The 11,497-nt window shown below is 73.7% G+C and carries 10 protein-coding genes and 1 pseudogene; 5 read left to right on the top strand and 6 right to left on the bottom strand.

Going from position 1 to position 11,497, the window contains the following annotated elements; translation table 11 throughout:
- Nucleotides 1-13 precede the first annotated feature (13 nt).
- From ACZ6R6_RS28855 to ACZ6R6_RS28835, 5 genes are all read right to left on the bottom strand, one after another.
- Entirely contained in the window at nucleotides 14-1,822 is a 1,809-nt protein-coding gene (locus tag ACZ6R6_RS28855) for a nickel-dependent hydrogenase large subunit (protein WP_470098484.1), read from the bottom strand.
- Between the two features lies 1 nt (nucleotide 1,823).
- Nucleotides 1,824-2,900, bottom strand: a complete 1,077-nt coding sequence (locus tag ACZ6R6_RS28850) for an NADH-quinone oxidoreductase subunit B family protein (protein WP_470098482.1) — start codon at nucleotides 2,898-2,900, stop codon at nucleotides 1,824-1,826.
- Between the two features lie 127 nt (nucleotides 2,901-3,027).
- On the bottom strand, nucleotides 3,028-3,705 hold the full coding sequence (locus tag ACZ6R6_RS28845) for a D-sedoheptulose-7-phosphate isomerase (RefSeq protein ID WP_451931534.1): 678 nt from the start codon (nucleotides 3,703-3,705) through the stop codon (nucleotides 3,028-3,030).
- Nucleotides 3,692-3,925 (bottom strand): HypC/HybG/HupF family hydrogenase formation chaperone, encoded by a 234-nt coding sequence (locus ACZ6R6_RS28840; RefSeq protein WP_470098480.1) that lies wholly within the window; start codon nucleotides 3,923-3,925, stop codon nucleotides 3,692-3,694. Before ACZ6R6_RS28840 ends, ACZ6R6_RS28845 begins: the two co-directional genes overlap by 14 nt.
- Entirely contained in the window at nucleotides 3,922-4,554 is a 633-nt protein-coding gene (locus ACZ6R6_RS28835) for a D-sedoheptulose-7-phosphate isomerase (protein WP_470098478.1), read from the bottom strand. The genes ACZ6R6_RS28840 and ACZ6R6_RS28835 overlap by 4 nt, the downstream gene beginning before the upstream one ends.
- Nucleotides 4,555-4,723: 169 nt before the next feature.
- Between ACZ6R6_RS28835 and hypF the strand changes: the two genes are divergently transcribed.
- Complete coding sequence (gene hypF, locus ACZ6R6_RS28830; protein WP_470098476.1) at nucleotides 4,724-7,057, top strand: carbamoyltransferase HypF; 2,334 nt, start codon at nucleotides 4,724-4,726, stop codon at nucleotides 7,055-7,057.
- A gap of 462 nt (nucleotides 7,058-7,519) precedes the next feature.
- Here the strand turns inward: hypF and ACZ6R6_RS28825 are convergent.
- Nucleotides 7,520-8,422 (bottom strand): annotated as a pseudogene (locus ACZ6R6_RS28825) (MFS transporter); the annotation flags it as partial.
- A 31-nt stretch (nucleotides 8,423-8,453) separates the two neighbouring features.
- Here ACZ6R6_RS28825 and ACZ6R6_RS28820 point away from each other — a divergent pair.
- The 4 genes from ACZ6R6_RS28820 (at nucleotide 8,454) to ACZ6R6_RS28805 (ending at nucleotide 11,472) form a co-directional block, all read left to right on the top strand.
- On the top strand, nucleotides 8,454-9,506 hold the full coding sequence (locus tag ACZ6R6_RS28820) for a LacI family DNA-binding transcriptional regulator (RefSeq protein WP_470098474.1): 1,053 nt from the start codon (nucleotides 8,454-8,456) through the stop codon (nucleotides 9,504-9,506).
- The gene (locus tag ACZ6R6_RS28815; RefSeq protein WP_470098472.1) at nucleotides 9,503-9,643 is read left to right on the top strand and encodes a hypothetical protein; all 141 of its coding nucleotides are present in this window, start codon (nucleotides 9,503-9,505) and stop codon (nucleotides 9,641-9,643) included. Before ACZ6R6_RS28820 ends, ACZ6R6_RS28815 begins: the two co-directional genes overlap by 4 nt.
- A gap of 351 nt (nucleotides 9,644-9,994) precedes the next feature.
- Nucleotides 9,995-10,834, top strand: a complete 840-nt coding sequence (locus ACZ6R6_RS28810; protein ID WP_470098470.1) for a metallophosphoesterase family protein — start codon at nucleotides 9,995-9,997, stop codon at nucleotides 10,832-10,834.
- Nucleotides 10,831-11,472, top strand: coding sequence for a 4'-phosphopantetheinyl transferase family protein (locus ACZ6R6_RS28805; protein WP_306875015.1), 642 nt, complete (start codon nucleotides 10,831-10,833; stop codon nucleotides 11,470-11,472). Before ACZ6R6_RS28810 ends, ACZ6R6_RS28805 begins: the two co-directional genes overlap by 4 nt.
- Nucleotides 11,473-11,497: the final 25 nt, after the last annotated feature.

Here is an 11,497-nt window from a genome sequence, read left to right as displayed (position 1 = left end):
GGCGGCCGATCGATCACAGGGTGCTGGCGGCATGGGGGGTGTGCAGCTTGCGCAGTTCCTTGCCACCGCCGAGGTACATGTGGACCCCGCACGGCAGACAGGGGTCGAAGCTGCGCACGGCGCGCATGATGTCGATGCCCTTGAAGTTCTCCGGCGGGTTCTCCTCGAAGATCGGGGTGTTCTGCACCGCGTCCTCGTACGGCCCCGGCACGCCGTTGACGTCGCGGACGCTCGCGTTCCAGGGCGTCGGCGGGTACGGGTGGTAGTTGGCGATCCGGCCGTCCCTGATCACCATGTGGTGGGAGAGCACGCCCCGGACCGCCTCGCTGAAGCCGCAGCTGATCGCCTCGTCGGGGACCGTGAACGGCGCCCAGGTCTGGGTGCGTCCCGCGCGCACCTCGGCCAGTCCCTGCTCGGCGAAGTGCAGCGCGCACGCCGCCGCGTAGGCCTGGAAGTAGGTGCGGGCCCGGTTGCGCTCGAGCGCGTTGGACAGCAGCTCGCCGTTGCGCTCGGGGATCTTCCACTCGAACGTCTTCTCCGGCCGCGTGGCCGTGCGTGGCAGGTTGATCTGCACGCTGTGGCCGGTGGCCTTGACGTAGCCGATGTCCACCTTGCCCGACAGCGCGGTCGACCAGAGCCGGGCGATCGGGCCGCCGCCGGTGTCCAGGGCGAGCATGTCCTGCCCGTCGAACCAGCGGGGCGACATCACCCAGCTGTATTTGTCGTTGAAGTCGCGTTTCTGCGGGCGCGGGATGGTGTGCTGGTTCCACGGGTGGCGGATGTCGACCGGGTTGCCCAGCGGGTCGTGGGTGACGAACGGCTCCTGCCCCTGCCAGTCGTCGTAGTAGGAGCTGCCCAGCAGGATCCGGATGCCGAGGTTGATGTCCACCAGGTCGTTGGTGACGAGCCTGCCGTCGACGATCACACCCGGGGTGACGAACATCTCGCGCCCCCAGGCGCTCATGTTCCCGTAGGTGAAGTCGCAGTGCGCCGGATCCTGGAAGGTGCCCCAGCACCCCAGCAGCACGCGCCTGCGGCCGACCTCCTCGTAGCCGGGCAGCGCATCGTAGAAGAAGTCGAACAGGTCGTCGTGCATGGGCACCACGCGCTTCATGAACTCCACGTAGCGCATCAGCCGGCTCAGGTAGTCGGTGAACAGCTGCACCGTCGCGACCGTGCCCACCCCGCCGGGGTAGAGCGTGGAGGGGTGCACGTGCCGCCCCTCCATCAGGCAGAACATCTCCCTGGTGGTGCGGCTCACCGCCAGCGCCTCGCGGTAGAACTCCCCCTCCAGGGGGTTCAGCGAGCGCATGATGTCGGCGATGGTCCGGTAGCCGTGGTCGGCCGCGTGCGGGGCCTCGGTCCGCTCGGCCTGGGCCAGCACGCCGGGGTTGGTCTCGCGCACCATCTTCTCGCAGTAGTCGACCCCCACCAGGTTCTCCTGGTAGATGTTGTGGTCGAACATGTATTCGGCGGCCTCACCGCAGTTGAGGATCCACTCCCCCAGCGCCGGCGGCTGGACGCCGTAGGCCATGTTCTGGGCGTAGACCGAGCAGGTGGCGTGGTTGTCGCCGCAGATCCCGCAGATCCGGCTGGTGATGAAGTGCGCGTCCCGCGGGTCCTTGCCCTTCATGAAGATGCTGTAGCCGCGGAAGATCGACGAGGTGCTGTAGCACTCGGCCACCTGCCGGTTCTTGAAGTCGACCTTGCAGTAGATGCCCAGGCTCCCGACGATCCGCGTGATGGGATCCCAGGACATCTCGACCAGCTCGCGCGGCTGACCCTGCGGGCCGGGCTGCCCTGGTCTCGGTGAGGTCTTCATTTCATCTCCAGGACGCCTTGTAACCGGTGAGCAGCTCGCGGCCCTTCTTGCGCCACTTCGGCTCCTTGTCGACTGTCTTGAGGGTGATGGAGCGCAGGGTGCGGATCACACCGCCGTAGGCGCCGCTGATCGTCGAGGACACCCGGGCTCCCGGCGGCTCGTCCATGAACGGCATGAACTTGTCCGGGAATCCGGGCATCGTGCACGCGATGCAGATCCCTCCCACGTTGGGGCAGCCGCCGATGCCGTTCATCCAGCCGCGCTTGGGCACGTTGCACTTGACCACCGGCCCCCAGCAGCCGATCTTGACCAGGCACTTGGGCGAGCCGTACTCGGTGGCGAACTGCCCCTGCTCGTAGTAGCCCGCCCGGTCACAGCCCTCGTGCACGGTCTGGCCGAACAGCCACGTCGGGCGGAGCGCGTCGTCCAGCGGGATCATGGGCGCCTGGCCGGACACCTGGTAGAGCAGGTAGAGGATCGTCTCCGACAGGTTGTCCGGCTGGATCGGGCAGCCCGGGACGTTGACGATCGGCAGCCCGGCCTTCGACCTCCAGTCCCAACCCAGGTAGTCGGCGACGCCCATGGCCCCGGTGGGGTTGCCGGCCATCGCGTGGATCCCGCCGTAGGTCGCGCAGGTGCCGGCCGCCAGCACCGCCGTCGCCTTGGGCGCCAGCCGGTCCAGCCACTCGCTGGTGGTCATGGGCTGACCGGTCTCCGGGTTGTTGCCGAACCCGCACCAGTAACCCTCCTGCTTGATCGACTCGTTCGGGATCGAGCCCTCCACCACCAGCACGAAGGGGTCGAGCTCCCCCCGGTCGGCCTTGAAGAACCACTCGATGAACACGTCCGCGCCCTGCATCGGACCGGACTCGAAGTCGATCAGCGGCCAGTGCACCGCGACCCTGGGCAGCCCGGGGAGCGCGCCCAGCACGATCTCCTCGATGCTCGGCTGCATCGCCGCGGTGAGCGCGACGGAGTCGCCGTCACAGCTCAGCCCGGCGTTGATCCAGAGAATGTGGACGACCGGCTCTTCCTGCTCCCGCGGCCTGCCGCCCGCTGATTCCGTCGGCGCTGTCATCCCGCCTCCCCACTCCTCGTCGATGGCGATAGGTCGTTCTCGGTGCGGGGGGCCTGTGCGGTACGGGTCATGACGCGTCCCTTCTGCCGGGATCGCCGGCGGCGGCGGATCGGCCGGTGCGGCGGGCCTATGAGTCGGGGGCCGCCCCCAGCGCGTGCTGGGTGAGCTCCCACAGCACGTGGTAGACCGTCGTCTGGGCCTCCTGGATGCGGTGCACCGACGACGAGGGGACCGCGAACAGGTAGTCGAGCAGGTCGAGCTCGGCCAGCCGGCCCCCCTGTTCCCCGGTCAGGCCGATGGTGAGCATGCCCCTGCGCGTGGCCTCCTCGAACGCCTGGACGACGTTGGCGGAGCCGCCGCTCGTCGACAGGCCGACGGCGATGTCACCGTGCCGCCCCAGCGCCGCCAGCTGGCGCGCGAAGACGACGTCGAACCCCACGTCGTTGGAGAGGGCGGTGACCACGGCGACGTCGCTGGTCAGGGAGAGGGCGGGCAGGGACAGGCCGTAGGGCGGGTGGAGGAAGGCGGTGGCCATCTCCTGGGCGTCGGTGCTGCTGCCGCCGTTGCCGAAGGCGAACAGCCGCCCGCCGGAGGCGAAGCGGAGTGCCATCTCCTCGGCGCACTCCATGAGGGCGTCGGCCGACGCCTCGGCCACCTGCCAGCGCAGCCGTACGATCTCGGCCGCCTTCTCCTCGGTGGACCGGCACGCCTGCGCCAGCACCGACTCGACGTCGGCCCGGCTCTCGTAGAGGAAGGGGTACAGGTCCCGCACTCCCTCGGCCCGCGGCTCCTCAAGCGTGCTCATCGCCGTCTCCTTTCGCGATCACGGCGATGGCCTCCTTGGCGTGCACGAGGACGGTGTCGCCCACCGCCGCGTCGACCAGCGCCACGCTCACCTCCTCGGTGACAGCGCCGGTGCGGGCCACCGCCAGGTCGGGGTCCATCAGCCGGACCACCGTCATCGGCACGGCCTCGTCGGAGCAGGTGAGGCACGCGCCGGCCGGACAGTCAGCGGGGCCGGTCATGAGGTCGCCCCGCTGCGCGCCCCGCCGGCGGGCGGGCCGGACTGCTCGAAGAACACGTGGACCAGCTCCCACAGCACGTGGTAGGCGGTGACGTGGATCTCCTTGACCACGGCGGGGTCGTCCGAGGCGACGGTCAGGACGTGGTCGGCCGCCGGGCTCCGCCCGATGGGGCCTCCGTCGCCGCCGGTCAGGGCGAGGGTGAACAGGCCCAGCGTCTTGGCCATCTCCAGGCCGCGCAGGACGTTCGCGCACCGGCCGTCGCGGGAGACGCCCAGCGCCATGTCGGCCGGGTCCGCCCAGCGGTGCACCTGGTGGGCGAAGGCCTCGGCCAGTCCCTCACGGCTGCTCACCCCGCTGACCGTGGCGGCGTCGTTGCTCAGCGCCACGGCGGGCAGGGCCCTCTTGCCCACGATGACCGGGTGCATGAACTCGACCGCGATGTGGGCCGCGTCCGTGCCGCCGCCGCCGTTGCCGAAGACGATCAGCTTCCCGCCCCGGTGGAAGCGGGCCGCCATGTCCTGGCAGGCCCGCGCGATGCGCGCGGAGTCCTCGGCGAGGGCGAGTCCGGCGCGCTCGCGCCGGGCGAAGGCCTCACCGACGGCTAGTTGCATGGTCGATGTCACTGACATGTAGACGCTCCGTTATTTACGGTAGTCGTCAGATTACGGTGAGTGTTCGCGGACTCGACACCTTCACCGCTACAAACCGGAGTAAAGGTCTGATCATGGGCGCAACCTTCTCTCCGGGACCGCGCGCGTCCGCCGCCACCGGCCCTGGGGAGGCCGGGAAGATGGCCGGATGAGCACCGGAGGGACCCGGGCCGCGTCCCGGACGCGGATCAGGATCCGGGTCGAGGGGATCGTGCAGGGGGTGGGGTTCCGCCCCCACGTCCACTCCCTGGCCCGGCGGCTGGCGCTGTCGGGGTGGGTGGGCAACGACGGCGAGGGCGTGTTCATCGAGGCGGAGGGGACGCGCGAGAACGTGGCGCGCTTCCAGGAGGATCTGCGGGGCCATCCTCCGCCGCTGGCGGTGATCCACCGCGTGACCGTCACCGCCATACCCGCGCGCGGCGACCGCGGCTTCCGCATCGCCGCCAGCCGGGCGGGGAGCGGGAGGACGACGCTGATCTCCCCCGACGTCGCGACGTGCGCCGATTGCCTGGCCGAGCTGTTCGACCCGGCCGACCGCCGCCACCGCCACCCCTTCATCAACTGCACCAACTGCGGGCCGAGGTTCACCATCGTCCGGGACGTCCCCTACGACCGGCCGGCCACGACGATGGCCGGGTTCGCCATGTGCGCCGAGTGCACGGCCGAATACCTCGATCCGCACGACCGCAGGTTCCACGCCCAGCCGATCTGCTGTCCGGCCTGCGGCCCGGCGCTGCGGCTGCTCGGCGCGGACGGCCACCCCGTCGCCGTCGCCGGTGGCAGCGGCGGCCGTGGCGACGGCGACGGCGACGGCGATCCGGTCGGGCTCGCGGCCGAGCTGGTGCGCTCCGGCGGCGTCCTGGCCGTCAAGGGCCTCGGCGGCTACCACCTGGCGGCCGACGCCACCGACGAGGACGCGGTGCGGGCCCTGCGCTCGCGCAAGCACCGCGAGGACAGGCCGTTCGCCGTCATGGTCGCCGACCTCGACGCCGCACGCGCGCTGTGCGAGCTGGACGGCGACGCCGAGCGGCTGCTCGCCGGCCCCCGCCGGCCGATCGTGCTGCTGCCCCGGCGCCCCGGCGCCCCGGTGGCCGGGGCCGTGGCGCCGGGCGAGCGCCGGCTCGGCCTCATGCTGCCCTACACGCCCGTGCACCACCTGCTCGCCCGGGAGGTCGGCCGGCCGTACGTCCTGACCAGCGGCAACCTCTCCGACGAGCCCATCGCCCACCGGGACCCCGAGGCGCTCATCCGGCTCGCCGGCGTCGCCGACCGCTTCCTCACCCATGACCGCCCGATCCACGTCCGCGCCGACGACTCGGTGGTCCTCGCGGCCGGAGGGCGCGCGATCCCGCTGCGGAGGTCACGGGGCTACGCCCCCGAGCCCCTGCGGCTGCCGTGCCCCGTACGGCGGGCGGTGCTGGCGTGCGGGGCGGAGCTGAAGAACACCTTCTGCCTCGCCGAGGGCGAGCGCGCCTTCGTCTCCCACCACATCGGCGACCTGGAGAACTACGAGACGCTCCGCTCGTTCACGGAGGGGATCGACCACTTCCGGCGGCTGTTCGGCATCACGCCGCTGGTCGTCGCGCACGACCTCCACCCGGAGTATCTGTCCACCAAATACGCCCACGACGTGGACGGGGCCGACCTGGTGGGGGTCCAGCACCACCACGCGCACATCGCCTCCTGCCTGGCCGACAACCAGGAGACCGGGCCCGTCATCGGCGTGGCCTTCGACGGCCTCGGCTACGGCACCGACGGCACCCTGTGGGGCGGCGAGCTCCTGGTGGCCGACCTCACCGGCTTCACCCGGGCCGGCCGCCTGACGCCGGTGCCGCTGCCCGGCGGCACGGCGGCGATCAGGCAGCCCTGGCGGATGGCTGCCGCGCACCTGGACGACGCCTACGACGGCGCGCCGCCCGACGGTCTGGCGGTGAGCTCCCGCCACCGGGGCTGGCAGGAGGTGGTGGCGCTGGCCAGGTCCGGGGTGAACTCCCCGCTGACCTCCAGCGCCGGGCGGCTGTTCGACGCCGTCGCGGCGATCCTCGGGCTCCGCGACACCGTCACCTACGAGGGACAGGCCGCGATCGCGCTGGAGCAGCGGGCCGATCCCGGCGAGGAGTCCGCCTACCCGGTCCGGCTCCGCGCCGACGGTGGGCTGCTGACGATCCGGACCGGCGACCTCGTCCGGGCCGTCGTCGAGGACCTGCGCGCCGGGACCGGCCCGGCGGCCGTCTCCGCCCGCTTCCACAACGGGCTCGCCGAGGCCGCCGCGGCGAGCTGCGCCCGGCTCCGTTCCGGCACCGGCATCGGGACGGTCGCCCTGTCCGGCGGCGTCTTCCAGAACCGGTTACTGCTCGGCAGGCTCGTCCAGGCGCTCCGGCTGCGCGGCTTCCGGGTGCTGACCCACCGGCGCGTCCCTCCCAACGACGGGGGTCTCAGCCTCGGCCAGGCCGCCGTGGCCGCCGCGCGCGACCTCCGCTGAGGACGGTGCTCCGGCCGGACGGCCGTCCCGGGACCCGCCGGTCTTCCCGGGAGGCTCCCCGGCCGGACGGCCGCCCCCCGCCCCCGGCCGGGCGGCGGCCCGCAGCGCCGGCCACGTCAGCAGGGCCAGCGCCCCGGCGAGCACGGACACCGCCAGCATCGCGCCCGGCAGCCCCGCGGCCTGGGCCCAGTGGCCCACGTATACCGGCCCCGCGAGGAAGCCCAGGTAGGCCACGGTGCTCACGACCGACGTGGCGGCCCCCCGCGCGGAGTCCCGGATACCGGCGGAGGCCACACTGAGCAGGGTCGGGAACAGCACGGCGGTGCCGGCGGCGGCCAGGGCGAGGCCGAGCAGCGCCGCCGGGACGGACGCGGAGACGGCCAGCACGGCCGTCCCCGCCGCCGCCGTGACCGCGCCGAGGATCAGGACGGTCATGGCGTGGCCGGATGGCAGGGCGCCGGCGGCGAACCGGGTGGCGGCGACGACGGCGGCGAAGACCGCGGGTCCCGCGGCGGCGAGCACGGGGTCGGCGCGCAGCATGTCCGCCAGGTAGACCGCGCTCCAGCTCTGGTGGGCGTTCTCCACGGCGAAGGCGAGCGCGCCCAGCGTGCCGGCGACCAGCAGGAGCGGCAGATACGCCCGCAGCGCCGGTCCGCCGCGGGCGGCGGACCCCGGCGGCGGGCCGTACCCGCCGGAAACGGCGGACTCGGGCCGCTGACCGTCGGAGGCGCCGGACACCGTCCGCCGACCACGATCGTCGGAGGCGCCGGACCCCGGCGGCGGGCCGTACCGGCCGGGGACACCGGAGCGGTCGCGGGCGACGGCGGCGATGACCGGGCCCGCCCCCATGGCGGCGGCCGTGACCAGTGCGAACGGCACCACCACGGGCGCCGCGACGCCGCCGAGCAGGCCGGTGGCGAGGCTGGCCACGACCACGGCGGTGGAGAAGAGGCCGTGCGCCCGGGTGATGACCGGCCGGCCGGCGGCGCTCTCGGCGGAACCGGCGGCCGCGTTGACGGCCACGTCCGCGGCGCCCGACACCGCGCCGAGCACCGCCAGCCCGGCGGACAGGCTCGGCAGGTCCCTCGCGGTGACGGCCACCGCGACGCCGGCGGCGCCGAGCAGGACGAGCAGGAGCGCGGTCAGCCGGTGCCCCCACCGGTCGACGGCCCGTCCGGCGGTCAGCATCGCCGGCAGCGCCCCGGCGCCGACGTACAGCAGCGCCGTGCCCAGCTCCCCGTCGGTGAGCCCGGCCTGGTCCCGGATCGCGGGGACGGACGCCCCCCACACCCCCCAGAAGGCTCCGAAGACGGCGAACCCGCAGTAGGCCGCCCTGACCCGCGCTCCGGTCGCTTGGAGAGACATGTGTGTAACGATACACACGTTAAGGTGAGGGATGACAAGAGCTGCATCGCGCCGGCGGCCGACGATGGCGGAGGTGGCCCGGGCGGCAGAGGTGTCGGTGATGACCGTCTCCTACACCTACGCCCGGCCGGAGCGGGTCTCGGAGCAGACCCGCGCCAGGGTCCGCGAGGCCGCCGAGCGGCTGGGCTACCCCGGCCCCCACCCGGGTGCGCGCTCGCTCCGGCGCGGCCGCGCGGGCAGCCTCGGGGTGATCCTCGGTGAGCACCTGACCTACGCCTTCGAGGATCCGCAGGCCGCCCGCTTCCTGGCGGGGGTCGCCGAGGTGTGCGCCGGCCACGGTCTGGGGCTCACGATCGTGCCCGTCACCGGCGCTCCGGGCGACGTCGACCGGGTGGCCGAGGCGGCCGTGGACGGCTTCGTGGTGTGGACCACCTCCGACGACGACCCGGTGGTGGACGCGGTCGCCGCCACAGGTCTCCCCGCCGTCGTGCACGGCGGCCCGCGCCGCGACGACCTGTCGTTCGTGGCCGTCGACGACCGGGCCGCGGCCCGCGCGGTGGCCGCGGCGGCCTTCGCCGGCGCCCGCCGGCCGATGGTGCTCAGCTTCCCCCTCGACCGCGCGCGGGCCGCCGGCGTGCACCGGGAGCTGGATCCGGCCAGGGCGAGCTTCCGGGTGACCCGCCAGCGCCTGCGGGGGTTCCGCGACGCGTGGGTGGAGACCGGCGGCCCGTGGTCGCAGGTGCGCGTGGCCGTCTGCTCCAGGAACAGCGCCCGGGAGGCCGAACGGCTCGCCGCCGGCCTGCTGGCCGGCCCGGACGTCCCGGACGCCGTCGCGGCGATGAGCGACGAGCTCGCGCTGGGCCTGCTGCGGGCGGCCGGCCGCATGGGCCTTTCCGTGCCCGGCGACCTCGCCGTCACCGGCTGGGACGACACCGACGCGGCCGCCGCCGCCGGCCTGACGACCGTCGCGCAGTCCCTGCGCGACCAGGGTGCCCGCTGCGCCCGGCTGGTCCTCGACGAGGAGAGCGGCGGCGGGCCGGTCGAATGGAGGGTGGTCCCGCGCGGCTCCACCCGGCGGCCGTGATCCCCGGCGCGCGCGACGCCGGCCAGGCGCGGGCCGACACCGCCCTCGGGTCCGCTCCCCTGACGGAGGAGACGCTCGCGGGCGTGCGGGAGGTCCACGACGAGCTCCTGCGGCCCCTGGTCCACCACCGCTGGTAGAAGACCCCGGACGCGGGCCGCACGGACCGCGCGGGCCCTCATCCCGCTCGGCGGTGGACGTGTGCCACCGATCCAGCGGATCCTGGACAAACATCGCTCATAGCAAGAAACTGGCCCCCGCCCCGGAGGCGGGGCGGCACGGCGACATCCCCACAGGCCCGACCGAAGGAGAAGAACCTTGACGGCAGCCCGTTCCCGGATCCGGCGCTTCCACCCAGCGCCACGGAGCGACGCCCGGGGAGGCCGTCTCCCCCGGGCAGGAGGGGCCGCGCCGTCCGGGGCCCTGCCGCCGTCCGCCGGGCCGCTCGCCGTACCCGGCCCGGAGACCGTCGCGGCCGGGGAGGTCCGGGCATGACGTCGCTGCTGGCCATCAGCGACCTGCACATCGGCTACCAGGAGAACCGGCGCATCGTCGAGGAGCTGCGGCCCGTCTCCGCCTCCGACTGGCTGCTGGTGGCCGGAGACGTCTCCGAGAAGGTCTCCGACGTCGAGTGGGCGCTGGGCCTGCTCAGCGAGCGCTTCGCCAAGGTGGTGTGGGTCCCGGGCAACCACGAGCTGTGGACCCACCCCTCCGACCCGGTCCAGCTGCGCGGCGAGGAACGCTACCGGCACCTGGTGAAGATCTGCGGCGACCTCGGGGTGACGACCCCCGAGGACCCCTACCCGGTCTGGGACGGGCCGGGCGGGCCGGTCACCGTCGCCCCGCTGTTCGTGCTGTACGACTACACCTTCCGCGTGCCGGGCGTCGCGACGGCGGAGGAGGCGCTCGCCCTCGCCTACGACAAGGGCGTGGTCTGCACCGACGAGGTCTTCCTGCACCCCGACCCCCACCCCTCCCGCCCGGCCTGGTGCTCGGCCAGGGTCGCCGAGACCGAGCGCCGCCTGGCGGCCTGCCCCCCGGACATGCCGACCGTGCTCGTCAACCACTATCCGCTGGTCCGCGAGCCGACTCTGGTCATGCACCACCAGGAGTTCGCGATCTGGTGCGGCACCGAGCAGACCGCCGACTGGCACGTGCGCTTCAACGCCCGGGCGGTCGTCTACGGACACCTGCACATCCCCCGCACCACCTGGCACGACGGCGTGCGCTTCGAGGAGGTCTCACTGGGCTACCCCCGCGAGTGGCGGCCCCGCTCCACCCCGCCCGGCCGACCGCGCGTGATCCTGCCCGCCCCGCAGGCCGTTGCGTGATCGAGAGGATCCTGCCGTCCTGGGTCGCCTGCGCGGACGCCTTCCGGGACCCGCCCGGCGCGGCGCTGTTCCCCGAGGAGGAGGCCGTCGTCGCCGGGGCGGTGGACAAGAGGCGGCGCGAGTTCACCACCGCCCGTCACTGCGCCCGCCAGGCCCTGTCCCGGCTCGGACTGCCGCCGGCGCCGATCCCGGCCGACGGGGACGGCGCCCCGATGTGGCCCGACGGGGTGGCGGGCGCCATCACCCACTGCGCCGGATACCGGGCGGCGGCCGTCTCCCTGAAGGCCGTCGCCGTCGGCATCGACGCCGAGCCCCACGGGCCGCTGCCCCCGGGGGTCCTGCAGGCCATCGCCCTCGACCGGGAGCGGGACGCGCTGGAACGGCTCGGCGGCCCGGTCCACTGGGACCGGCTGCTGTTCAGCGCCAAGGAGAGCGTCTACAAGGCGTGGTTCCCGCTGGCCCGGCGCTGGCTCGACTTCGAGGAGGCCCTGGTCGCCTTCGAGCCCTCCGGCACCTTCACCGCCCGCCTCCTCGTCCCCGGGCCGCTGGTCGCGGGCCGGCGGCTGACCGGCTTCACCGGACGCTGGCTCGTCGCCGACGGCCTGGCCGTCACCGCCGTCACCCTGCCGGCCGGGTGACGGCGGCGGCCGGGCGGTGGAGGCC

The sequence above is a fragment of the Streptosporangium sp. NPDC048886 genome (assembly GCF_055586905.1).
This window is presented reverse-complemented; position numbering and strand designations above follow the sequence as displayed.